This window comes from Bradyrhizobium sp. USDA 10063 (assembly GCF_054063735.1).
In genome coordinates this window covers 974351-997890 of sequence record NZ_JBSSGP010000002.1, presented here as the reverse complement: position 1 = coordinate 997890, position 23540 = coordinate 974351, and the positions used below count along the sequence as shown (strand labels likewise).

16 protein-coding genes, 2 tRNA genes and 1 pseudogene are annotated in these 23540 nt (G+C 63.8%); 3 read left to right on the top strand and 16 right to left on the bottom strand.

The features are described 5' to 3' along the window. Positions 1-203: 203 nt before the first annotated feature. The 10 genes and pseudogenes from ACVJGD_RS06645 to ACVJGD_RS06600 all read right to left on the bottom strand — a co-directional run bounded on the left by ACVJGD_RS06645 (position 204) and on the right by ACVJGD_RS06600 (position 10149). Complete coding sequence (locus ACVJGD_RS06645; protein WP_456633602.1) at positions 204-869, bottom strand: protein-L-isoaspartate O-methyltransferase family protein; 666 nt, start codon at positions 867-869, stop codon at positions 204-206. 133 nt (positions 870-1002) lie between these two features. Then, on the bottom strand, positions 1003-1182 hold the full coding sequence (locus ACVJGD_RS06640; protein ID WP_456633601.1) for a hypothetical protein: 180 nt from the start codon (positions 1180-1182) through the stop codon (positions 1003-1005). A 228-nt stretch (positions 1183-1410) separates the two neighbouring features. Then, a tRNA-Asn gene (locus ACVJGD_RS06635) sits at positions 1411-1485 on the bottom strand. Positions 1486-1680: 195 nt separating this feature from the next. After that, positions 1681-2265 carry a DUF308 domain-containing protein gene (locus ACVJGD_RS06630; protein WP_456633600.1) on the bottom strand — a complete coding sequence of 195 codons (585 nt, stop codon included), beginning with the start codon at positions 2263-2265 and terminating at the stop codon, positions 1681-1683. Positions 2266-2333: 68 nt separating this feature from the next. After that, entirely contained in the window at positions 2334-2918 is a 585-nt protein-coding gene (locus ACVJGD_RS06625) for a TetR/AcrR family transcriptional regulator (RefSeq protein ID WP_456633599.1), read from the bottom strand. A 517-nt stretch (positions 2919-3435) separates the two neighbouring features. Further along, positions 3436-3819 carry a RidA family protein gene (locus ACVJGD_RS06620; RefSeq protein ID WP_456633598.1) on the bottom strand — a complete coding sequence of 128 codons (384 nt, stop codon included), beginning with the start codon at positions 3817-3819 and terminating at the stop codon, positions 3436-3438. 16 nt (positions 3820-3835) lie between these two features. Continuing rightward, the gene (locus ACVJGD_RS06615) at positions 3836-6205 is read right to left on the bottom strand and encodes an acetamidase/formamidase family protein (RefSeq protein ID WP_456640194.1); all 2370 of its coding nucleotides are present in this window, start codon (positions 6203-6205) and stop codon (positions 3836-3838) included. Positions 6206-6320: 115 nt separating this feature from the next. After that, a complete protein-coding gene (locus ACVJGD_RS06610; RefSeq protein ID WP_456633597.1) occupies positions 6321-7562 on the bottom strand; it encodes an acetamidase/formamidase family protein in 1242 nt (413 codons plus the stop codon). A 52-nt stretch (positions 7563-7614) separates the two neighbouring features. Next, positions 7615-9243 (bottom strand): amino acid ABC transporter permease/ATP-binding protein, encoded by a 1629-nt coding sequence (locus ACVJGD_RS06605; RefSeq protein ID WP_456633596.1) that lies wholly within the window; start codon positions 9241-9243, stop codon positions 7615-7617. Continuing rightward, positions 9243-10149: pseudogene (locus ACVJGD_RS06600) on the bottom strand (ABC transporter substrate-binding protein). The gene ACVJGD_RS06605 and the pseudogene ACVJGD_RS06600 overlap by 1 nt, the downstream one beginning before the upstream one ends. Before the next feature lie 613 nt (positions 10150-10762). Here ACVJGD_RS06600 and ACVJGD_RS06595 point away from each other — a divergent pair. Both ACVJGD_RS06595 and ACVJGD_RS06590 read left to right on the top strand, forming a co-directional pair. Beyond that, positions 10763-10945 (top strand): hypothetical protein, encoded by a 183-nt coding sequence (locus ACVJGD_RS06595; protein WP_456633595.1) that lies wholly within the window; start codon positions 10763-10765, stop codon positions 10943-10945. Between the two features lie 190 nt (positions 10946-11135). Next, a tRNA-Cys gene (locus ACVJGD_RS06590) sits at positions 11136-11209 on the top strand. A gap of 43 nt (positions 11210-11252) precedes the next feature. Here ACVJGD_RS06590 and ACVJGD_RS06585 read toward each other — a convergent pair. The 5 genes from ACVJGD_RS06585 to ACVJGD_RS06565 are packed head-to-tail and all read right to left on the bottom strand — an operon-like array spanning position 11253 to position 21162. Beyond that, positions 11253-11972: a tRNA-uridine aminocarboxypropyltransferase gene (locus ACVJGD_RS06585; RefSeq protein WP_456633594.1), complete on the bottom strand. Its 720-nt coding sequence runs from the start codon at positions 11970-11972 to the stop codon at positions 11253-11255. Between the two features lie 34 nt (positions 11973-12006). After that, positions 12007-15117 (bottom strand): efflux RND transporter permease subunit, encoded by a 3111-nt coding sequence (locus ACVJGD_RS06580; protein ID WP_456633593.1) that lies wholly within the window; start codon positions 15115-15117, stop codon positions 12007-12009. Further along, entirely contained in the window at positions 15117-18245 is a 3129-nt protein-coding gene (locus ACVJGD_RS06575; protein ID WP_456633592.1) for an efflux RND transporter permease subunit, read from the bottom strand. The genes ACVJGD_RS06580 and ACVJGD_RS06575 overlap by 1 nt, the downstream gene beginning before the upstream one ends. Before the next feature lie 51 nt (positions 18246-18296). Next, complete coding sequence (locus ACVJGD_RS06570) at positions 18297-19727, bottom strand: efflux RND transporter periplasmic adaptor subunit (protein ID WP_456633591.1); 1431 nt, start codon at positions 19725-19727, stop codon at positions 18297-18299. Further along, complete coding sequence (locus ACVJGD_RS06565) at positions 19717-21162, bottom strand: efflux transporter outer membrane subunit (protein ID WP_456640193.1); 1446 nt, start codon at positions 21160-21162, stop codon at positions 19717-19719. The genes ACVJGD_RS06570 and ACVJGD_RS06565 overlap by 11 nt, the downstream gene beginning before the upstream one ends. 528 nt (positions 21163-21690) lie before the next feature. On the opposite strand from ACVJGD_RS06565, the gene ACVJGD_RS06560 reads away from it, so the two are divergent. Further along, a complete protein-coding gene (locus ACVJGD_RS06560; protein WP_456633590.1) occupies positions 21691-22725 on the top strand; it encodes a cysteine synthase A in 1035 nt (344 codons plus the stop codon). A gap of 68 nt (positions 22726-22793) precedes the next feature. Here ACVJGD_RS06560 and ACVJGD_RS06555 read toward each other — a convergent pair whose 3' ends face one another. Then, a complete protein-coding gene (locus ACVJGD_RS06555) occupies positions 22794-23534 on the bottom strand; it encodes an amino acid ABC transporter ATP-binding protein (protein ID WP_456633589.1) in 741 nt (246 codons plus the stop codon). Between the last annotated feature and the right edge of the window lie 6 nt (positions 23535-23540).

Here is a 23540-nt window from a genome sequence, read left to right as displayed (position 1 = left end):
CGGAACCCGGTGGAAACTCTTCACGTGGGGCAAACGGGCCACACTTCTGATTCAGAACGGGATTTTAACGCTTCGAATCGCCACCAGGCCGCCACGATCCGGACTCGCTCCGCAGAGTTTGCGCCAGAATCCTTCCCATAGTGTGAACCGGTATTCGCCGAAGCGTCGGGAAAGAGGCCTTCCTCCCTCCGGGACGATCCGCCTTAGAACACGAAAGCCGGCACGCGCTCCAGGCCCGGCAGGACCGGCGCCACGGCATCGAAGAGCGGCCGATGCCCGAAATCCCCATGGGTATGTGTCACAATCGCGGCCCGTTGCGGCTGCGACAAGGCAAACACCCCCACCAGCCGCCCGCCCTCGCGGAGTTGCTCGTAGAGCTCCTGCGGCACGATCTCGGTGGCACCATTGAGGATAATGACGTCGAACGGCGCGTCCGCGGCGTCGCCCTTGGCCGCCGGCGCAGCGCGGACTGCGACGTTGGTGGCGCCAACCCCCGCGAGCGCGGCCTTGGCCCGATCGGCGAGTCCGGTCTCGCTTTCGGTGGCGAACACCTCTCCGGCGAAGCGTGCGACCACGGCAGCCGCATAGCCCGTGGCGCAACCGACGACCAGAATGCGGTCAGTCGAATTGATCTCGGCCGCCTGCAGCATCTTGGCCATCACCGCGGGCTTGATCAGGTAGCGCTTCGCCGCCCCGCCCTCACTGATATCGAGGTCGAGGTCGAGATAGGCCAGCGCGCGCTTGCTGTCGGGAACAAAGGCCTCGCGCGGTACGGCAAGCATCGCATCGAGGATTCGCGCGTCGGTGACGTCACTGGTGCGCACCTGGCCATCGACCATTTTCTGGCGCGCGGTCGAGAAACCGGACATGGACTGAAACCTGCAAGTCGCGCGGCGCGGCCGCGAAGGAAGTGAGACCGCCGTCTTTTGGAACAAGCAGGATCAAAACGCAACATGCCCGATGGGCAGTGCCGGACGCGTGCGTTCTTGCAGGGAACGCCGCCTATTCGATCGCAACGGCAAGCCGGCCGATCAGCCTCGCCGCCTCGTCAAGATGCGCGGAATCGTGCTCTTCGACGATCTGCGCGAGCCGCCGGAGGCATTCATCATCGCTCATGGTCGGGATATCGCTCGGGACGATCGAGGGTGTGGTTTTCGGCACCTCAGTGTCGAAGACGGGCATGGAATCACCTCGCGAGGAACCTTGCCTCGAAGAGGATCGACGACGAATGAGTCGATTTGGCGGCTGTCCGCAACCAACCCGCCAAGCCCCACGCGGAGGTGATTGAGTCGCGCCCGTCAGGGTCACCTGAACCTGGACGACGGATAGGAAACCGACCTTGCCCGGCCTCGCGCGCGCGAAACAAAGAGCTCAGGAAGTCCGCCTACTCAATTGATTTGATTGAGGTATTGGCTCCCCGGGCTGGATTCGAACCAGCGACCATTCGATTAACAGTCGAATGCTCTACCGCTGAGCTACCGAGGAATAGGCGAAACCGACGTTTCGCTTGCGGTCAGCCCTATAACAAAGCCTTCCCTGATTGCAAAGGACCAAATGGGCCACGCCGCATGGTCTGAAAAGGTAACATCACGAGCCGTCGGATCGTGATGCCAAGAGTCTGTCGCCACGACGTTACAACGGCGCTTCGGTCCCCAAGGCTTGCTCGCTCATCCCCGCTCTTCAGGATGCTCGAGCGGCCTTGCGGCGCAGTTCGCTAACGGACAGCCACACCGTCGAAACCAAGAAATAGAAGGCACCTACCGCAGCATAGCCGGCCACATTCGTGATCGAAGGCGGCATCGGCATCTGCGCTTGCACAATGAAGAACGCGCCCGCCAGCGCCGACTGACCGCCGCTCAGGATCATCGCCCATTGCGCGCCGTAACTCTTCCATCGACGAACGGCGGTGCCGAGCTGGAGCAATCCAGAGAGTGTGGCCCAGACGCCGAACACCCCGAGTACCCAATTCATGTTCATCCGCAGCGCCAGAACGACTGCCAGAGTGGTCACCAGACTCACAATGACGTTGATGGTCTGGGTACGATTCTGGCTCAATCCGCCGCTACGTGAAGCATCGATATAATTGGCCAGAGCATCCCATGCGGGATAGGCGACGAGCAAAACTGCCGCGATCGCCGGAGAATGCTGTCCCACCGTGAACGCGGCTGCCACCCAGGCAGCGGAGAACGCTGCCCGAACAAAATAGTAGAGCTTCAGCCATCGTTCTTGGCTAGCACGAGCGAAATCCGTGCGATGGTTCGTCATTGACGCGTCCTTTCGACTAGTAGGTAGATGAAGAAGGCGAGCTGGGCAAAGACCCCGCTCAGGCAGGTTCAGTGCCGGGTGGAAAGCCGATCCAGCAGTGGAGCGGTGATGGTCCCGAACATCTTCGGGTCGCCATAGGCCCGGGCGGACAGCATCGCGCCGTGCACGGTCGCCATGAACGCTTCGGCTTCCACGCGGGGCGTGCTCATGAGCTGGAGACGGCCCTGCCGCGCCCCACGCTCCAGCACGGAGGTTAGCCAGGCCGACAAGGAGCGGAAATGCGCTCTGACCTCAAGCGCGACCTCTTCCGGCAAGACAGGAAGTTCGCCGGCCAAGAGGGCACAGACACAGAAGGATGCGCTCGCGTCCGTGATGCACGCCTCCCAATAGCCGGTATAATTTCGAAGCTGTTCGACCGGATCAGAGACATGGCGTTCGAGATCAGCGATCCCCGCCTCGGCTTCCTCGCGGTAACGAGAAACGAGCGTGCGCACCAGATCGACCTTGCTGGGAAAATAATGGTGAATGCTCGGCTTGCGAATGCCGACCACGTTGGCGATATCGGCATAACTGAAGCCGTTATAGCCTCCGGCGGTAACGAGCGCGCGCGCGCAGGCCAGGATGTCATCGGCTGTGGAAGAAAGGTTTGTCATGCGATTTATCTACCTTCTAGTAGGTATAAGAACAAGCCCCCTTGGAGCGTCTTCAGCGGTTTTTCGGACGGGCGGAGCGAACGGTGCCCATCTGTGTTGGGGCGGATCACCTAGTCACACGACGTTGCCAAGGGCGGCCTTGAACCGGGCCAGCCCTTAACATCTGAGCTTCCCTCACCAGGAGGGGCCGATATCGCGTGCACAGCCACGCGAATTATCCAAGCGATTTCAACGTGATTTGGCCCGTCCAGTCCTTCGCGCAAAAACATTCCGCTTTCGCCGTCGGGCAAATCAGTGATTTAACTCCGCGCGTCTCACCCAGATGAGGGGCGGCTCGCGATCGTCACGAACGTTGCGGTGAGATGCGGTGGACGCGATGCGTGCGACTGACGAGCACACACATCACGGACGGCGAAGTCGTGCGGTTCTGGCGCCCCGACGCTGGCGCTAAGTTCGCAGAAGCAAGCTTCTGTAAATGACGGTGGGCCGCGCAATCCCTGAAGAACGCGTTCGTCCATTACGGCCGGCGGCACACCAGATCGATCTCGATCAGCGCGTCGTAAGCAAGCCCGGTGACGCCGACGCAAGTGCGGGACGGCAGCCGGTCCGGCGGAAAATAGCTGCGATAGGTCTCGTTCATCGCGGCGTAGTCCTCCTTGAAGCGTGTGAGATAGATGCGCGACATCACGATGTGCTCGAAGCCGAGACCGAGGCCCTCGAGCACGACGCGCAGATTTTCCATCACCGCCTTGGTCTGCGCAACGATGCCGTCGGGCAATACGCCGGGCGTTGCGGGCGTGTCCGGCATCTGGCCGGTGACGAAGACAAAGCCGTCGGTCTCGACTGCGTGGCTGAACGGCGCGACGGGCTTGGGCCCGCCCGCGATCATGTGGAATTTCAATGTCGGTATCCTTCTGCTATCGCGACGTGGCCGTGTCCTCGAACAGGCGCTTGCTCAGGATTGCGTGCACGCCCCAATTGCCGTCGACGACCTGGGTGACGCCAAAATCGACCGCGGCCGACATCAGCGCGATCGCCTCGTCCTCGGTGAGGCCTTTGACGTTCATCAGGAAGCGCCGCATCTTGCGGAAGGCATCCTTCATCGCAAGGTCGAGCGAGGACGTCGCATAGACCTCGCTCTGTCCCTGCGCGCCGAACTCGGCGAGATAGTTCGGATGGCTGAAGCCGGTCAGCACCCAATCGGTCGCCGTCTCGATCAGGGGATAGCTGAGATCGGCAAAGGGTTGGCCGGCCAGATTGCCCTTCTTGTGCAGGATCACCTGGAACGTCCCGGTCATCGAGCATTCGATCGCCGTCCCGCTCAACTCGCCGTCGCCTTGGGCTGCATGGGGATCGCCGACCGAGAGCAGCGCGCCAGGCACCGAGACCGGAAGGTAGACGGTCGCCCCCTTGCCGAGCCGCCAATTGTCGAGATTGCCGCCGAAATAGGACGGCGGCACGGAATCGACGAAATCGACTTCGCGCGGCGCGACCGCGATCACGCCGAAATGCGGCCGCAGCGGAATGCGGATGCCGTCGAGCACGGCGTGCCGGCGCCTCACCGAACCTGGTGCTATGGGAATGCCGGGATAATCGTAGGTGGTGTGGACCACGCCGAACGGATCGGTCTGCGGCTCCCAGCGGTAGGAATAGAGCGCGCGCGCATGCGGCGTCTCGTCATGGCCGCCTTCGCGCCCCGCGAGGCATATCTCGTAAATTGTCACCGCTTCGCGCGGCTTGGGACCAGCGAGGAACTCGTTGTAGTGATAGCCCCACCACGCCGCGACGCTGGAGCCGAACACCCTGCCCTCATAATGCGGATTGCGGCTCCGCCGCGGCACGATGTCGAGGATGCGCACCTCCAGGACATCGCCGGGCTGTGCGTCCTTCACCGCGATCGGGCCGGTGCAGATGTGCACGCCGAACCCCTCCCCCGCGCCGCGCCCGAACACCGAGGCGTCCATCGGTCCGGCGCCGCGCCGGTCGACATTCTTGCGGTCCTTGGTCCAGCCGAACACGCTTTCGGCGCCCGGATCGCCCGTGATCATTCTTTCCGGGTCGTCAGATGCATGCTGGGTCAGGGTCTCGATCGTGATCGTGTCGCCGGAATTGATCTCGGCCTGCGGCGCGAGCGTGCGGCTGAAATAACCCCAATGCACGCGGCTCGCGTCAACGGAGAGATGGTGGTGGGTCGGGCGATACTCCCGCTCGCCGTCTTGCGCCGGCTCCGCTGGGACGCCGGCCATATTCCTTCCGACACTCGACGGCTGATGCGACCGCAATTGCGCAAGTGCCTCCAGCGGCCAGCCGCGCTGGCCCGCGGCGATCGACGGCGGCGCTGTGCGCTCGGCCTCCTGCTGGCGAAACTCGCGCGGCGGCAGGCCAAACCGATGACGGAACGCGCGGCTGAAATGCGCGGAGTCATTAAAGCCGCAGCGATAGGCGATCTCCGAAATCGATTGATGCGCCTCCGCCGGGTTCGACAGATCGGCCCAGGCGCGCTGCAGCCGCCGCTCGCGCACATAATGGGAGAAATTGTCGCCGACGCCCTCGAACAGCTTCTGCAGATAGCGCTCGGAAATGCCTTCGGCCTGCGCGACGCGCGAAGGCGCAAGCTCGGGATCGTCGAGGTTGCGTTCGATGGTCTGGCAGATCCGGTGCAGGATCGCGGCTTGCGTCGCCGTACCGGCCACCTCTGAGGCGGGAGAGGCGGACTGGTGCGCGAGCGTGAGCAGGAGATCGACGAGGCTTTGCGCAATGGCCGCCCATTCGACGTCGTTCAGCGTCTCCAAGGTGCGGGAGGTTGCATCCAGCAATCGCGAGAAAACGTCGGCGAGCCCGCCCGGCGCGACGACGCGTGCTTCGGACGCGATCGGCCTGCCGATGAGGCGGCCGTGCAGCGCTTCGGCCGTGACAGCGAGGATGATCGCGCGCATGTCGCGCTGGAACATGAGGCTCCAGTCGCCGTGGCGCGGCAGCAGCAGGAGGTGGCCCACCGGAACGATACGGTGGCTCGCGCCTTGCCGCAGCATCACGCCGTCCTCGATCGGGAGCAGCGCGATCGGCAATCCCTCACCCGATTGCGGCAGCGGCGCGATCCCCTGCGATCCCGCCGCGATCCGGGTCAGCGCCACGCCGACGGCGTTGCGGTGCGAGGCCGTCGCGTGACCGTCATCGAACGAGCTTGTGGAAGCCGGCTGCAGGCCGAGCGCGGCCAGGACGTCCCGCCAGGCCTCCAGGCGGTCGTCTCGCGCGTAGGATTCACTCGTGAACGGACGGAAGCTCATCGGCTCGACCCAATCAGGGTCGATCGAAGCAACCCGCGTGCCAGACAAACGTCATCCTCCCGCAAAATGGCGGCGTCAAAACGACGCCGAAGGAAAGCTGCCCTTGTTCAATGCATTAGTCGCACCTGAAGACGTTCTTGCGGATCGTGCCGTGCACGCCCCAATTGGCGTCGACCACCTGGGTGACGCCGAAATCGGCCCCGACCGACATCAACGAGATCGCCTCATCTTCGCTCAGCCGGTGCACCGTCATCAGGAACCGACGCAGCTTGCGGAACGCATCGCGCATCGCACGGTCGAGGCTGGAATGGTTGGCAATCTCCGTCTGCGCACTGGCGCCGAGTTCGGCGAGATAGTTCGGATAGGTGAAGCCATAGACCGACCAGGCGTGATCAGTCTCCAGCATCGGATGCGTGAGGCCCTCGAGCGCGGTTCCAGCGAGATCGTTCTTCTTGTGCAGGATGAATTCGAAATCCCCGGTCAGCGAGGTTTCGATCGCGGTGCCGCCGAGTTCGCTGTCGCCCTGCGCGGCGTGGGGATCGCCGACCGAGAAGAACGCGCCGGGGACGGCGACCGGATAATACATCCGCGCGCCCTTCCCGATCCGCCAGTCGTCGATGTTGCCGCCGGTATAGCTCGGCGGGATCGAGCTGACGTAGTCCGCTTCGGAGGGAGCGAGTCCCATGGTGCCGAAATGCAGCCGCGCCGGCACCTTGACGCCGGAGAGGATGTTCTCACGCTTGCGGATGGTCGCATGGTCGACCCGCACGCCGGGATAGTCGATGGTCGCATGCACGATGCCGTCGGGGTCGGTCTGCGGCGTCCAGACGTAATTGTAGACGGCCTTCGCGAACGGCTCGCCGGAAGTGTCGAGCTCGAAGATCGTGATCACCTCGCGCGGCTTCGGCTCTTCGATGAGATCATGATAATGGAAGCCCCAATTGGCCGCGGCGTTCGAGCCGAAGCATTTGCCGGCGTGGCAGGCGCTGCAGCTCGGCCGCGGCCTGATGTCGAGGATGCGCACCTCCAGCACGTCGCCCGGCTCGGCGTGCTCGATCGCGACCGGCCCGGTCAAAAGATGCACGCCAAGCCCCTCGCCAGCGCCGCGGATGAACGGGCCCTCAGTTGGACCGGAGCCGCGGCGCACAACCGCTTTGTGCTCGCGGGTCCAGAGGAACACGCTCTCGGCGCCGGGATCACCCGCAATCATGCGCTCGTAATCGTCATTGGCGTGATGGGTCAGCGTCTCGATGGTGGCGCGGTCACCCGAGCGCAGCGTCAGCGCAGGCTGAACCTTCTTGCTGAAGTAGCCCCAATGAACGGTGGCCGGCGAGACCGGCAGGGTAAAGTGCCTCATGCAAGTGCCTCTTCAGGGAATTGGGACGATCGAAGTTCTGGCGCGCGAAGCTTCATCTCACCGGCTCCAGCGTCTTGTCGGCCTCCATCACGCTGAGGAAGCGCGCGGTGACGGGGTTGCGCGGGTTGGAGAGCACTTCATGCGCCGGCCCCTCCTCCAGGATCCTGCCGCCGCTGAGGAAGGCGACGCGGTCGGCCACCTCGTCAGCGAAGCGGATCTGATGCGTCGAGATGATCATGGTCAGCCCGTCGTCGATGGCGAGCCGCCGGATCACTTCCAGGACTTCGTTGACGAGTTCAGGATCGAGCGCCGAGGTCGGCTCGTCCAGCAGCAGCACGCTCGGGTTTGGCGCCAGCGCGCGGGCGATCGCCACCCGCTGCTGTTGCCCACCCGACAGATGCCGCGGCAGCGCGTCGGCACGATGGCTCAAGCCGACGCGGTCAAGCAGTTCGCGCGCGCGACGGTCGGCATCAATTCGCGTCATGCCGTGGACCCAGCGCAGGGGTCCGGCGACATTCTCCTTCGCCGTCAGGTGGCTGAACAGGTTGAACTGCTGGAACACCATGCCGACGCCGACATTGGCGCGCTCGTTGGCGATCGCGCGCGGCGAGAGGGGCCTGCCGTCGTCGTCGAAGCCGAGCCGCCGTCCCCCAACCCGCACCGTTCCGGCATCCCAGTTCTCCAGATGATTGATGCAGCGGAGCAGCGTGCTCTTGCCGGAGCCGCTGGGTCCGAGCAGCGCGATGACTTCGCCGACGCGAACCGTGAGATCCAGGCCGTCGAGCACGCTCTGCGCGCCATAGCTCTTGCGGAGGCCCTTGACCTCGACCGCGACGTTGTTGCGCGCGATCGTCGCGGTGCGCCTGGCGCGTTCCTCCGGCGTGAGCATCCTGGATGGTGGCACCGGGAATTCCGGCTCCATGCCAGCCGCAACGTCGATCGCCGGCGCGGTCTTCTCCGTAAGCTCCAGCTTGGTCAGGAGATCGACCCGGCGCCAGGGCAGATAGTCGGCAAGCTTGCGTTCGCGCGAGGTGCGGTCGAGATCGAGCAACCATTCCAAGGCGAGCTGGATGCCGCTGATCGCGCCGGTCAGGAGGAGATAGATCAAGCCGGAGGCGAAGAAGATCGAGAAGAAATCGAAGGTCGAAGACGCAAGCTGCGTGCTTCGCAGTGTCAATTCCTGGACCGCGATCACGGAGGCCAGCGACGAATTCTTCAACGCGCTGACCGACTCATTGCCGAAGGCCGGGATCATCGTGCGGATCGCCTGCGGTGCGATCACCCGCCGCATCAGCACTGCCGGCGTCATGCCGAGCGCCTGTCCCGCCGATATCTGTCCGCGATCGACGCCGAGCACGCCGGCGCGCAGCATCTCGGCAATGAAGGGCGCCTCGTTGCAGGCGAGCGCGAGGCCGGCCGCGAGCACGGCCGGCAATTTGATGCCGATATGCGGCAGCGCGTCGTAGGCGAACACCATCTGCAGGATCAGCGGCGTGCCGCGGAAGATCACGGTGTAGCCGCGTGCGATCGCCGACAGCCACCAGAGGTGGCTGAGCTGCATCCAGGCTAGGATCAGGCCGAGGATCAGCCCGCCTGCGAGCCCGAGGGCGGTCACCTCCAGGGTGAGCTCGATGCCCGCGAGCAGGTAAGGCAGGCTGAGATAGTGCAGGAACAGGGACATCAGTTGACGGTGAGCAGGCCCGGCTCCTTGAGATTGTCGGGATCAAGTCCCCACTTCTTGAGCAGCGCGAGCTGATCGCCGGACTTGTAGATCTCCGTCAGGGCGGCCATTACCGCGTCGCGAAACTTCGGCTTGTCCTTGGGCACGGCGATGCCGACCGAGTACGGGATCGTCACCGCGATCGCCTTCTCGAGCTTGTCCGGATAGGCCTTCACCGCGTTGTCGACGGTGTTGACGTCGTTGATGTACGTGTCGGCGCGGCCAGCCAGGATGGCCTGGATGCAGTTGGCGTTGTTGTCATAGAGCTGCAGCGTCGGCTCGGGCTTGCCGGCAGCCTTGCACTGGGGAACGAGGGCTTGCACCAACGGCACTTCGACGAAGCCGGTGTTTTCGGCCGCCGCCGCGCCACAGAGCGAGAGATTGATGCCGTTGATCCCCTTCGGATTGCCCTTGGCGACCAGAACGCCGTCGAAAACCTTCGAATAGGTGATGAAGTCGGCCGCCTTGGCGCGCTCCTCGGTCGCGTAGATGTCGGAGATCACGATGTCGGCCTGTCCGCTGGCGAGCGTCGTCAGCAACGCGGCAAAGGTCACCGCTTTGTAGGTCAACTTGAAGCCAAGGCATTCGCCGATCATCTCTCTCGCCGAGATCGATGTCGAAGCCGACATATTTGCTGGGGTCCTTCGGGTCGATCGATTCATAGCCCGGCGTATGCGGGTTGATCGCATTGACGAGCGTCTTGCCCTTCCAGTCCGGATATTTCTCCTGCAGCGCCGCGCACGCCGCCGGCACCGCCGCCTGAGCGTTTAGCGGCGCCAGAAATCCAGCGGCGACGATTGCGCCCAGAATCGCCCGGCGCCACGGAAGTGACCCGTGCCGTGCTTCCCCACAAAGCCATTTCTGCATGTTGCCAGCTCCTCCGAAATTGTCATGGCCACGGCCATGTTCCAAAGCTCAAAGGGAAAGCTACGGGGAACCGCCCCGCAAAAGCTTGTCTGCCGGCGTACAAAAAATTGGATGGAGCGGGCCCGCGGTTTGGGCAAAGGCTGCTCAAATTGTATTCGGGCGACGGTTCGATGTTTGGCGCGCGCGATTCATTGCTCGGACACGGAGGCGCATGCCGCGCTCAGATTCGCCTTCCGCCGACGCAGGCAGGCGGTGATGGCTTTCACATTGGGGGATCTCGCCGGCACAAAGCCGGTAGACGTCGGGCGTGCAGGCGCGGCTCTTCAGAGCCGCCAACTGCATAGCGCTTGCCTTCATGTCCGCGTCTCCCTAAGCTCGAAACCGGGCCTGTTTCACTGCGGGCGTGATTGTGACTTACGCGAATTGATTTTGGTCGAATGTGATTTTTCTCACAGTGCGGTCGGACCGCCGGCAATAGCGTTCATACGTTGCTATCAAGACTCTGGTAACCAAGTTACGGAGCGGCTGCGGAATCGCTAAAATTCGAGCGATCCGCTCAATCCGCCCACAAAGCCATTTTGCGACGTTGCGCTCACGAATCCGGGAGAGCGCGATGAGCGAAGTCGAATTTGATCTGGTGTTGGACGCCGTGCGTACAGCCGTCGCGCCGACGCCGCAGGAGGATTTCATGGCTCAGCCGTTGCCGCGCTTCCAGCCGCCGCCCCGCCCCGCGAATGATAATGAGGCACCCTGGCCGCTCATCCCATTTCCGGAGGGCTGGTTCGCCGCCTCCTGAAGAGCGCAACGTCGCGGCTGACGCGGCCGCGGCCAACCGTTGCGGGAAGACCGCCATTCCAGTCATCCAGCCGAAAGGCGCTGTGTGCCGCGGTGCCCGCGACGCAGCCGGAGTTTCAGAATTCTGCAGGAACCGGCTCGGGGCCGGTTGCCTAAGTCCTTGAACCTCTGTATTGATCCGCCCCGCTTGGGGCCACGTGGCGGAGTGGTTACGCAACGGTCTGCAAAACCGTGTACACCAGTTCAATTCTGGTCGTGGCCTCCACTCATACAATCAATGACTTACGCCCGATAGATGAAGGGTCGCTTCATCGTTTCCGCCGCCGAAAATCGCGCTTTTTCGGTTTTGGGGCGAGTTCCGGCATCGTGCGCTGTACCTGGCGATATCTTGCCAGCATCCGCTCAAAGCTGGCGTTCAGGGTTTCGGCAATGTCCGGCCGCTTTTCGAGCGCGGCGAGCAGCATGCCGGCGGCTTCGATGGTGGAAAGTCCGTCGCGGCGCGGTTCGCGGCGGAGCTGGCCGTAGCGTGACGGCTGCCGGGGGCCCAGAATCACTCGCTGGCATTTCAGCATCCAGGGATTGCGCCACCACAGCGCCTTGGCCTGGCTCCAGGTGCCATCGAGCAGCACGATGCCCTCGATGCGTCCGAGAATGCTCCGCTGGTTCGGCTCGAGTTCGCCCTTGCGGTCGATGGCGACGACCTCGGCATCGGTGTCGAGATCGGCGACCTTGGCGGAGCCGAGATAGAGCACCGCCCAGCGCGACGGGTCAGCCACCGGTCGTCCCAGCGCCTTTGACAGGCTTGGCCAGGACAGCCCGATCCGCACCACCCCATCCTCGAAATGGCGCGCGGTCAGCCCTGCGGTACCGAGCGCCCTATCCTGCTCCTGCGGATGCTGCAGGATCAGGAGTGCAATCCGGCTCTCGATCGGCGTGACGCTGTCGCAGATGCACAGCGGCATCGGCTTGCCGCAATGTGGACAGTCCGCGACTGGCTCGGCAAGGATTGTCTGATCTGGTTGCGTCATCCGCCCGCTATACGCTTCGCGGCCGTCAAATCAACTATTCCGCCGGCGCCGCCAGCGCCGCAGGTTCGGGGCGTCGCCGCAACCGGTCGATCAGGAGATAGATCACCGGCGTGGTGTAGAGCGTCAGGATCTGTGAAACGAACAGGCCGCCGATGATGGTGATGCCGAGCGGCCGGCGCAACTCCGTCCCGGGACCGGTGGCGAGCACCAGCGGAATGCCGGCAAACAGCGCCGCCATGGTCGTCATCAGGATCGGCCGGAACCTCGCGCTGCATGCCTCGAAGATCGCATCCGCCGAGGACAGGCCGCGCTGCCGCTCGGCATCGAGCGCGAAGTCGACCATCATGATGCCGTTCTTCTTGACGATGCCGATCAAGAGGATGATGCCGACGAAGGCGATCACGGTCAGCGGCGTGCTGGTCAGTTGCAGCGACAGCAGCGCGCCGAGCCCCGCGGACGGCAAGGTCGAGATGATCGTGAGCGGATGCGCCAGGCTCTCATAGAGCACCCCGAGCACGATATACATCGCGATCAGCGCTCCCAGGATCAGCAGCGGCTGCCTTCCGCTGGTCTTGTTGAAGTCACCGGCATTGCCATCAAAACTGCCGCGGATGCCTTCAGGCATGTGCAATTCGTCGATGGCCCGCTGGATATTCGAGGTTGCTTCCTCCAGCGGCACGTTTGGCAGAAGATTGAACGACACCGTGGTCGAGGGGAACGACTGCGTGTGATAGACGGCGAGCGGAGCCAGCCCGCGCTGGTAATGGACGACGGCCGACAACGGCACCTGAACGCCATTGGCACCGGCCACGTAGATACGCTCGAGATTGGACGGATCGGTCTGGAATTTCGGATCGATCTGAAGCACCACCATGTATTGGTTGCGCTGGGTATAGACGATCGAGATCTGCCGCTGCGAGAAGGCGTTGTTGAGCGCGTTGTCGATATCCTGCACGCGGACGCCGAGGCTTGAGGCAGTCTTGCGGTCGATCACGAGGTTGAGCTGCAAACCGCCGGGGTCGCGATCGCTGGAGACGTCGGTGATGCCTTCGACGGTTTCCATGCGCTTGGCGACGATCGGCGCCCATTTCTGCAACAAGTTGAGATCGGCGCTCGATAGCGTGTATTGGTAGTCGGAATCGCTCTGTCTCCCGCCGGCGCGGACGTCTTGGGCCGCGAACATGAACAGGCGGATACCCGGCACCTTGAAGAGGTTGCGGCGCAGGCGATCGATCACGAGCTGCGTCGAAACTCCGCGCCGCTCCTCCGGCGATTTCAGGCTGATGAACATGGTGCCGCGATTTGCCCCGCCGCCACCAGGCCCGCCGCCGCTCCCGATCGATGAGCCGATGCTCGCGACCGCGGGATCGGCCATCACGATGTCGGCTACCTGCTGCTGCAGCTTGAGCATGGCCTGGAACGAGATGTCGGGCGACGCCCGCGTCGCGCCGATGATGAAGCCGCTGTCGTCGGTCGGGAAATAGCCCTTCGGCGTCTTGATGTAGAGCGTCACGGTGAGCGCGATCGTGGCGAAGAACACGAGCAACGTCAGGAACGGAAACTCGAGCACGCCGCGCAGCGTCCAGGTATAGAAGCGCACGACCCGCGACAGCGTTCCCTCGATCAGGCGGTCGAACCAGGTGGCGCGGTCGGAGGTCGCCTCCTTGATGTAATGCGCGCAGATCATCGGGGTTATCGTCAGCGACACCAGGGTCGAGACCAGGATCGCGAAGGTCAGCGTCAGCGAGAATTCGCGGAGCAGCCGGCCGACGATGCCGTCCATGAAGATCAGCGGCGTGAAGGCGGCGATCAGCGACAGCGAGATCGAAACCACGGTGAAGCCGATCTGCTTGGCCCCCTCCAGCGCCGCCGGATAAGGCGCCATGCCCTGCTCGAGATTGCGGTACATGTTCTCGATCATCACAATCGCATCGTCGACGACGAAGCCGACCGAGATCGCCAGCGCCATCAGCGACAGGTTGTCGATCGAGAAACCGGCAAGCCACATGCCGGCGCAAGTGCCCGCCAGCGCCAGCGGCACCGAGACGCCCGCCGCAATCGTTGGCGTCAAGCGGCGCAGGAACACGAACACCACCACCATGACCAGCCCGGCCGTGGCAAGCAGCGTCAGTTGCATGTCGAGCACGCTGGCGCGGATGGTGCCGGTGCGGTCCACGAGGGTGGAAATCTCGAGGCCCGCGGGAATCCATTGCTTCAGCTCCGGCAGCATCGCCGTCACCCGGTTGACGGTGTCGATGACGTTGGCGTCGCCCTGCTTGGTGATCTGGATCAGCACCGCCGGCTGCTTGTTGAACCAGGCGATCGAGCGGACGTTGCGCACGCTGTCTTCGATTTCGGCGACATCCGAGAGGCGGACGAAATTGCCGCTCGAGCTCTTGATCATGATGTTGCGGAACTCGGCGGCGGTCCGCATCTGCGGATTGATCGAGAGCGTCTCGCTCTGCCGGCCGCCATTGAAGATACCGACTGGCCCGAGCGGATTGGCGTTGACGATGGCCTGGCGGACGTCCTCGGTGGCAATGCCGGCGTTCGACAGCGCCACCGGATTGAGCGAGATCCTCACCGCCGGCTGATCGGCGCCTGAGACCGTGACCTCGCCCACTCCCGGCACCTGCGAGATGCGCTGTGCGAGCACGGTATCCGCAACGTCGTACATCGCACTGGTCGACATCGTCTTCGACGTCAGCGCCAGCACGAACACCGGCGCCGCTGCAGGATTGGCCTTCCTGAAGATCGGCAATGTCGGCAGGTCGGTCGGCAGATCCGCCATTGAGGCGTTGATTGCGGCCTGCACGTCGCGCGCGGCACGATCGATGTTGCGTCCGATCGCGAACTGCACCTGGATGCTGGTGGTGCCGAGCGAACTCGTCGATGTGATCTGCTCGACGCCCGCGATCTCGCCGAGCCGGCGCTCCAGCGGCGCCGCTACCGTCGCAGCCATCACCGAGGGGTCGGCGCCCGGCCGCGTGGCAGCCACCCGGATCATCGGGAAATCGACGTTCGGAACCGACGCCACCGGCAGGAACTCGTAGGCCACGATCCCGACCAGGAAGAGCCCGATCGCCATCAGCGTGGTGCCGACCGGACGACGAATGAAGGGCTCAGAGATCGAGATCGATGCCATCACTGCATCCCCTCGGTCGCCCCCGCCACCGGCGGGCCTTGCGGCCCCGGGTCCGGCAGCGCGTGCTCGATCCTGCGGTTCAGCCGGTCGAGCGCAAGGTAGATCACCGGCGTCGTGTAGAGCGTCAGCAACTGGCTGAGCAGGAGGCCGCCGATGATGGAAATGCCGAGCGGGAAGCGCAGCTCCGCACCGGTGCCGCTTTCGATGGCGAGCGGAAGGGCGCCGAACAGCGCCGCCAATGTCGTCATCATGATCGGCCGGAAGCGCAACAGGCAGGCCTGGACGATCGCGTCATAGGGCGACATGCCCTGATGCCGCTCCGCCTCCAGCGCGAAGTCGATCATCATGATCGCGTTCTTCTTGACGATGCCCATCAGCAGAATGATGCCGATCAGGCCGATGACGGAAAGATCCTGCCCGAACAGCATCAGCGCCAGGATCGCGCCGACGCCCGCCGAAGGCAGCGTCGACAGGATCGTGATCGGGTGGATATAGCTCTCATAGAGCACGCCGAGCACGATGTAGATCGTGATGATCGCGGCGAGGATCAGCCAGGGCTGGCCGGCGAGCGATCGGGAAAATTCCGCGGCATCGCCGGAATAAACCCCAACGATGCTGTTGGGCATGCCGATCCGGGTCTCGATCGTCTTCACCGCTTCAACGGCATCGCCGAGAGCCTCGCCGGGCGCGAGGTTGAAGCTGAGCGACACCGCCGGGAACTGTGCCTGGTGCGAGATCGCGAGCGGCGCCGTGGTGCGCGTCAGGGTCGCCACCGCCGACAGCGGCACCTGCGCGCCGTTCACGCCGGGCAAATACAGCTTGTCGAGGATCGATGGATCGCGCTGGTACATCGGCAGCGCCTCCAGCACCACACGGTACTGGTTGGCCTGCCCGTAAATGGTCGAAATCTGGCGCTGCGCGAACGCGTCGTTCAGGGTGTCATTGACGGCCTGCAGGTTGACGCCGAGCTGGCCGGCGCGCTGGCGATTGATATCGAGTGCCGCCCTTAAGCCCGCTTCCTGCGCCTCCGATGATACGTCGCGGAACATCGGATCACGCCGCATCTCGGCGACCAGCTTGCCCGCCCAGAGCGACACCTCTTTCGCGTCTGTGCCGTTCAGCGTGTACTGGTACTGCGACCGGCTCGACTGTGTCGAGATCTGCACGTCCTGCACCGGCTGGAAATAGATGGTCATGCCGGGGATCGACGCCGTCTTCTGCTTCAGCCGTGCAACCACTGTCGAAACGTCGTCGCGCCGCTCGCCGAGCGGCTTCAGCGTCATCACGAGCCGGCCGACATTGGTGGTCGGGTTGACAGAACCGGCGCCGATCACCGAAACCACGCCGGTCACGTCGGGGTCCGACTTGATCAGGTCCGCCGCCTTGGCTTGCCGCGCCTGCATTTCAGCAAAGGAGACGTCCGGGCCGGCCTCGGTCACCGCTGTTATCGAGGAGGTATCCTGCAGCGGCAGGAAACCCTTTGGTGCGATCACATACATGAACAGCGTCAGCGCGACGGTGGCAAAGGTCACCAGCAGGGTGGCGCGCTGGCGCTGCAGCACCCACAGCAGCGTGCGGTGATAGAAGTCGACCATCCGGTCGATGAAGCGGCTGATGGCGCCGAGGCCCGGGAGCACGAATTCCTCACCGACATGTTTCAAGAGGCGCGAGCACATCATCGGCGTCAGCGTCAGCGACACCACCGCCGAAGTTACGACCGCAATCGTCAGCGTCAGCGCAAATTCGCGGAACATGCGTCCGACCAGCCCGGACATGAACAACAGCGGAATGAAGACGGCGATCAGCGACAACGTCAGCGAGATCACGGTGAAGCCGATCTCGCTCGCGCCCTTGAGCGCCGCTTCCATGACCGACTCGCCCTCCTCCATGTGGCGGACGATGTTCTCGATCATCACGATGGCGTCGTCGACTACGAAGCCGGTGCCGATCGTCAGCGCCATCAGCGACAGATTGTCGAGGCTGAAGCCGGCAAAATACATGATGCCGAAACTCGTGATCAGCGACAGCGGAAGTGCGACGCCCGCAATCAGCGTGGCGCGCAGGGAGCGCAGGAACAACAGCACCACCAGCGTCACCAGCACGACGCTCAGGATCAGCGTGAACTGCACGTCGCGAACCGAGGCGCGGATGGTGACGGTGCGATCGCTCACGACGGTCAGATTGACGCCGGCCGGAATCAGTCTTTGCAACCGCGGAATTTCGTCGCGGATCTGGCGGACGACATCAATCACATTGGCGCCGGGTTGGCGCTGAATGTCGATGATCACAGCCGGCATGCCCTGGTACCAGCCGCCGGTACGGTCGTTCTCGAGCCCGTCCACGATCACCGCCACGTCGCCGATCGTCACCGGCGAGCCGTTGCGATAGGCGATGATGATCGGCTTGTACGCCTCCGCCGCCGCGATCTGGTCGTTGGCGGCGATCGTGTAGGCCTGCTGGGCGCCGTCGAGCGATCCCTTTGGCCCAGAGACGTTGGCGCCGGCAATCGCGTTGCGCAGGTCCTCCATCGAGATGCCATAGGCCGCAAGCCGCGCCAGGTCGGCCTGCACCCGCACCGCCGGTTTCAGCCCGCCCAGCACGGCGACGCGGCCGACGCCGGAAATCTGGCTGAGCCGCTGGCCAAGGATCGTGTCGGCGAGATCGCTCATCGCGCGCAGCGAGATCGTCTCCGACGTCAGCGCCAGCGTCATGACCGGCGCGTCCGCCGGATTCACTTTCGCGTACACCGGCGGGTATGGCAGGTTCTTCGGCAATACGCCTGCGGCCGCATTGATCGCGGCCTGAACATCCTGCGTCGCGCCATCGATGTCGCGGTTGAGGTCGAACTGCAGCGAGATCTGGCTGACGCCGAACGAGCTGGTCGAGTTCATCGACGACAGCGACGGGATCTGTCCGAGCTGGCGTTCAAGCGGTGCGGTGATCAGCGACGCGATCACGTCGGGGCTGGCGCCCGGCAGTTGCGTCGACACCTGCACCGTCGGGAAGTCGACCTGCGGCAGCGCCGAGACCGGCAGAGCGAAATAGCCGAGCGCGCCGCCAATCAGAAGCGCGATCCCGAGCAGCGAGGTCGCGATCGGCCGGCGGATGAACGGTTCAGAGACGCCCATGGCTTTGCGTGCTCGTCCTTGCGAAGTCAGATATTCAGGTTAATCGTTCGGTCATGGCTGCGACTTCGCTGCGCCGCCTGACGTATCACCCCCCGTTGTCGTTCCGCTCGAGCCCTTCTGATCGCCCTCACCTTGTGTGCGCTCGCGCCGCGAACGATGCTCGCCATCCTTGGCCTGGCCGTCCTTTGCCTGACCATCTTTGGCTTGACCATCCTTCTGGCCGTTCTTCGCATCCGGGCTGCGGCTGCGCTTGCGCGGCGCGAGATCGGCGGTCGGCGCGGCGTCATCCTTGCCGATGATGACTTTCGCTCCATCGGCGAGATTGGCAAATCCCGTGGTGACGACGCGGTCGGAGACCGCGATCCCTTTGCCAATGACCGCGTCATGCTCGTTCTGCTGGATGACAGTCACCGGCTTCGCGGTGACGATATTGTCCTCGCCGATCACATAGCTGAAGGTGCCGGCGGGCCCGCGCTGCACGGCCGAGGTCGGCACCACGATCGCCTTCGGCAGCGTCTCGACTTTCAGCCGCACATTGACGAACTGGCCGGGCCAGAGCTGGAAATTGCCGTTGGGAAATTCCGCCTTCAGTTTCAGCGTGCCGGTGGTCGGGTCGACCTGGTTGTCGATACCGGTCAGTTTGCCGGTGTCGATCACGGTCACGCCGTCATTGCCGAACACGTCGACCGCAAGCTGGCCGTTGGCGGCTGCGGCGTTCACCCGCACGATCTGCTGCTGCGGCAGGCTGAACCAGACCGCGATCGGCTGCAACTGGGTGAGAACGACGAGGCCCGTGGTGTCGGAGGCATGGATGATGTTGCCCTGGTCGACCTGGCGGAGACCCGCGCGACCCGCAATCGGTGCGACGATCTTGGTATAACTCAGCGTCGCTGCCGCGTTGTCGATCGCAGCCTGATCGGCCTTCACCAGCGCTTCCTGCTGCGCGACCACCGCCTTCTGGGTATCATACTGCTGCTTCGAACCCGCGTTGCTTTGGGCGAGCTGCTGGTAACGCGCGAGGTCGAGCCGCTGGTTGGCGAGCAGCGCCTCATCCTGCGCCTTCTTGGCGACGGCCTGATCGTACTGCGCCTGATAGATCGCAGGATCGATTTCGGCGAGCACGTCCTCCTTCTTGACGTCCTGTCCCTCGACAAAGTTCACCTTGATCAGCTTGCCGTCGACCTGCGAGCGAACCGTGACCGTATTCAGCGCGCGCACCGAGCCGACGCCGTCGAGATAGACCGGCATGTCCTGCACGCGCGGCATGGCCGCCAGCACCGGTACCGGCAGGTCCGGCCGGGCGTTGGCGTTGTGGCCGCCGCCCTTCTGCTGCCAGGCCAGCCAGCCGATATAGCCGAGCCCGCCGAGGATCACGGCGGCAATGGCGAGCGACACCATTCGCTTGAGCAGGCGCGACAACAAGCCCGGCTTCTTCAGCTCCGCAGCCTTCGCGTCGTCCTTTGCTTCCGGCTTAAAGAGCATCGACCGGTCTCTCCACCTTTGGCTCCCAGCCGCCGCCCAGCGCCTGATACAGGCTGATGATCGCCTGCAGCCGGGCCAGTTGCGCCTGCCACAGCGCGTCCTCGGCCACGAATAGAGTCTGTTGAGTCTGTAGCACAGTTACGATGTCGGCAGTTCCGGCCCGCAACTGCTGCTCGGCCAATTGGAACGCCCGCTGTGACGACGCTACGACGTCACGCTGCAGCCTCAGCCTGATCGTGGTCTGGCGTATCGCCACCAGCGCGTTGTCGACGTCGGCAAAGGATTGCACGACCGTCTTGCGATAGGTTTGCAGCAGTTCATCCTGCTGCGCTTTCGTTAACTCGAAATTGCCGAGGATCCGCCCGCCGTCGAAGATCGGCTGCGTCGCGCTGCCGACCAGGCTGAAGAACGCCGCATGCGGCTGGAACAGCGAGGACAGCGCCGAACTCTGGTAGCCGCCCTGCCCGGTCAACTGGATGCTCGGAAAGAACTGCGCGCGAGCGCTGCCGACATTGGCGGTCGCGGCCGCGAGCTGCGCCTCCTGCCGCCTGATGTCAGGACGCTGCGTCAGCAATTCCGACGGCAGGCCCGGCGTCACCCGGGGAATGCCAATGTTGTTGAGTGAGCCGCCGGTGACGCGCACGCTCTCCGGCGGCCGCGACACCAGCGTGGCCAGCGCATTGATGTTCTGGTCGAGGGTCTGCCGGAGCGGCGGCACCAGCGCGCGCTGGTTGGCCACCAGGCTCTCCTGCTGCGCAACGTCGAGATCGGTGCTGGTACCGGCATTGAAGCGATCCCTGATCGCGTTGAGGACACGCTCGGCGCTGGCGATGTTGCGCTGGGCGGTACGAATCCGATCCTGCGACGCCAATACCTGGAAATAGGCGTTGGCGACGCTGGTCAGCGTGGTCAGCGCCACCACCTCGCGATCGAACCGGCTGGCAACCGCAGTCTCTTCCGCCGCCTGCGCGGCGTCGCGGTTCTGGCCCCAGAAATCGAGCTGATAGCTCGCGGCAAGGGAGGCGTTGTAGTTGACCACCTCGCGCCCGCCGATGCTCAGGCCACTCGCGCTCGAGCCAGAGGTGCGCGAATAGGTTTCGGATCCGGAGCCTGAGAGCGTCGGCAGCAAGGCCGCGCCGGCGATCCGCGCCTGCGCGTCCGCTTGCTGGAAACGCGCCACTGCCGCTGCAATGTCCAGATTGACCCGCTGGGCTTCTTCCATCAGCGTCGTCAATTCCGTGGAGCGAAAGCCGCGCCACCAGTCGAGCGTCGGTGGCGCGTCGGAGGCCTTCGTCTGCCGCGTCGCCTTGTAGCCGCCGGGAATATCCAGCGCAGGATCGGGAAGGTCCCTGGTCAGGATGCAGCCGGCCGAGCTGGCGGCGATCACAAAACCCGCAAGCGCGCGCACGACGCCTCGCAGGTTTGGCACAGGCACACGCGGCCGTTCGCCGACAGCAGCCCCCCGGACGCGCTGGGTCACCTCCGTTCTCCTCCGCGCGCCGAATCAAGTCGCGACGAGTTCGCAACGCGTTGGTGGATGGTCTGCAGAACCGTCACGGAGTGATGCTTCCAATGGAACCGACCCGTCATATTACCCCGGGGGCATGGCAAGCGGACAGTCCTGACGACCCAACGGGAGACTGTGGCCAAGCTCAACCGGGGAACCGCGGAAAGGCCAAGTTGTCTTTATTTTACGGGCCTTACTTCAATTTCGTCAGCACCGGGAGCTGTCAGAATCTTACGAAGATTTCATGGGGATTTCCCGCCCCTGTTGCCTCGAATCCCCCATCGCGCCGACACTATCCGGCAACGCGTTTCGCAAGCCGGGAGTCGCGAGGCGGATTGCCGCGGACCGGGGAACGATTCGGGCCGCCTTGCGCCGCGGCGCAAGGGCCTTTCCCTTTTGCCGCCCCCGCACTAGGGTCACCGGGGAGCGAAATAACCGGCAAAGAATACCCCCGACATGACAATCAACAACGACGTCGTCGAAGCCATCGGCAATACGCCGCTGATCAAGTTGAAGCGCGCCTCCGAGCTGACCGGATGCACCATCCTGGGCAAGGCCGAGTTCATGAATCCCGGCCAGTCGGTCAAGGACCGCGCCGGCAAATGGATGATCCTGGAGGCCGAGAAACGTGGCGCGCTCAAGCCGGGCGGGCTGGTGGTGGAATCGACCGCCGGCAATACCGGCATCGGGCTTGCAGTCGTCGCCAGCGCGCGCGGCTACCGGACCCTGATCGTGATCCCGGAAACCCAGAGCCAGGAAAAGAAGGATACGCTGCGGCTGTGCGGCGCCGAATTGGTCGAGGTGCCGGCACTGCCCTATGCCAATCCGAACAACTATCAACATGTCGGCAAGCGGCTAGCCGAGCAACTCCGCAAGAGCGAGCCGAATGGCGTGTTGTTCGCCGATCAGTGGAACAATCTCGATAACGCCAAGGCACACTACGAATCGACCGGTCCGGAGATCTGGCAGCAGACCGGCGGCAAGGTCGACGGCTTCATCTGCTCGGTCGGCACCGGTGGCACGCTCGCCGGCACCAGCCGCTACCTGAAGGAAAAGAACAACGGCATCGTCGTCGCCTGCGCCGATCCGCAAGGCTTTGCGATGTACGAACTGTTCAAGCATGGCGAGGCCAAGTCGACGCCGGGCAACTCGATTACCGAGGGCATCGGTCTTGGCCGCGTCACGTCCATCATCGAGACCGCCAAGGTCGACGACGCCTTCCTGATCCCGGACGAGGAAGCGGTCAACGTGATCTACGAACTCCTGGAGCACGAGGGACTCTGCCTCGGCGGTTCGACCGGCATCAACATCGCCGGCGCGATCCGGCTGGCAAAGCAGCTCGGGCCCGGAAAGACGATCGTGACGATCCTCGCCGACTCCGGCAACCGCTATCAGTCCAAACTCTTCAATCCGGATTTCATGCGCTCGAAGAATCTGCCGGTGCCGGCGTGGCTCGAGAAGCGCACCAAGATCGACCTGCCGTTTGTTTAAAGTGCGAATGGTGAGTGGCGAATAGCGAATGGAATGCCCTATTCGCCACTCGCCATTCGCTACTTCGCTCATCTCAAGATCTGGCTGAGGAACAGCTTCGTCCGCGCGTGCTGCGGATGGGCGAAGAATTCCTTCGGCGTATTCGACTCGATGATCTGGCCGGCGTCCATGAAGATGACGCGGTCGGCGACCTCGCGGGCAAATCCCATCTCGTGGGTGACGACCAGCATGGTCATGCCCTCCTTGGCGAGGTCGACCATGGTGTCCAGGACTTCCTTGACCATTTCCGGATCGAGCGCCGAGGTCGGCTCGTCGAACAGCATGACCTTGGGATTCATGGTGAGCGCACGCGCGATCGCGACGCGCTGCTGCTGGCCGCCTGACATCTGGCCCGGATATTTGTTGGCTTGATGCGGGATCTTGACCCGCTCCAGGAATTTCATGGCCGCCGCTTCTGCGTCCTTCTTCGGGATGTTGCGCACCCAGATCGGCGCCAGCGTGCAATTGTCGAGCACGGTCAGATGCGGAAACAGGTTGAAGCTCTGGAACACCATGCCAACCTCGCGCCGGACCTCGTCGACCCGCCGCAAGTTCGGACCAAGCTCGATGTTGTCGACGATGATCTCGCCTTCCTGAAACTCCTCCAGCGCGTTGATGCAGCGGATCAGCGTCGACTTGCCAGAGCCCGAAGGACCGCAGATGACGATGCGCTCGCCCCGGGCAACCTCGAGATTGATATCCCGCAGCACGTGGAACTCGCCGTACCACTTGTTGAGGCCTTTGATGCTGACGATCGGATTCGAACTCATGGCGAA

What these genes read in the sequence shown, in the direction of transcription:
- ACVJGD_RS06645 (WP_456633602.1), bottom strand. Translation starts at nt 869, where the DNA reads ATGTCCGGTTTCTCGACCGCGCGCCAGAAAATGGTCGATGGCCAGGTG.
- ACVJGD_RS06630 (WP_456633600.1), bottom strand. Translation starts at nt 2,265, where the DNA reads ATGACGAACCATCGCACGGATTTCGCTCGTGCTAGCCAAGAACGATGG.
- ACVJGD_RS06575 (WP_456633592.1), bottom strand. Translation starts at nt 18,245, where the DNA reads ATGGGCGTCTCTGAACCGTTCATCCGCCGGCCGATCGCGACCTCGCTG.
- ACVJGD_RS06610 (WP_456633597.1), bottom strand. Translation starts at nt 7,562, where the DNA reads ATGAGGCACTTTACCCTGCCGGTCTCGCCGGCCACCGTTCATTGGGGC.
- ACVJGD_RS06585 (WP_456633594.1), bottom strand. Translation starts at nt 11,972, where the DNA reads ATGACGCAACCAGATCAGACAATCCTTGCCGAGCCAGTCGCGGACTGT.
- ACVJGD_RS06555 (WP_456633589.1), bottom strand. Translation starts at nt 23,534, where the DNA reads ATGAGTTCGAATCCGATCGTCAGCATCAAAGGCCTCAACAAGTGGTAC.
- ACVJGD_RS06625 (WP_456633599.1), bottom strand. Translation starts at nt 2,918, where the DNA reads ATGACAAACCTTTCTTCCACAGCCGATGACATCCTGGCCTGCGCGCGC.
- ACVJGD_RS06615 (WP_456640194.1), bottom strand. Translation starts at nt 6,205, where the DNA reads ATGAGCTTCCGTCCGTTCACGAGTGAATCCTACGCGCGAGACGACCGC.
- ACVJGD_RS06570 (WP_456633591.1), bottom strand. Translation starts at nt 19,727, where the DNA reads ATGCTCTTTAAGCCGGAAGCAAAGGACGACGCGAAGGCTGCGGAGCTG.
- ACVJGD_RS06595 (WP_456633595.1), top strand. Translation starts at nt 10,763, where the DNA reads ATGAGCGAAGTCGAATTTGATCTGGTGTTGGACGCCGTGCGTACAGCC.
- ACVJGD_RS06560 (WP_456633590.1), top strand. Translation starts at nt 21,691, where the DNA reads ATGACAATCAACAACGACGTCGTCGAAGCCATCGGCAATACGCCGCTG.
- ACVJGD_RS06640 (WP_456633601.1), bottom strand. Translation starts at nt 1,182, where the DNA reads ATGCCCGTCTTCGACACTGAGGTGCCGAAAACCACACCCTCGATCGTC.
- ACVJGD_RS06580 (WP_456633593.1), bottom strand. Translation starts at nt 15,117, where the DNA reads ATGGCATCGATCTCGATCTCTGAGCCCTTCATTCGTCGTCCGGTCGGC.
- ACVJGD_RS06605 (WP_456633596.1), bottom strand. Translation starts at nt 9,243, where the DNA reads ATGTCCCTGTTCCTGCACTATCTCAGCCTGCCTTACCTGCTCGCGGGC.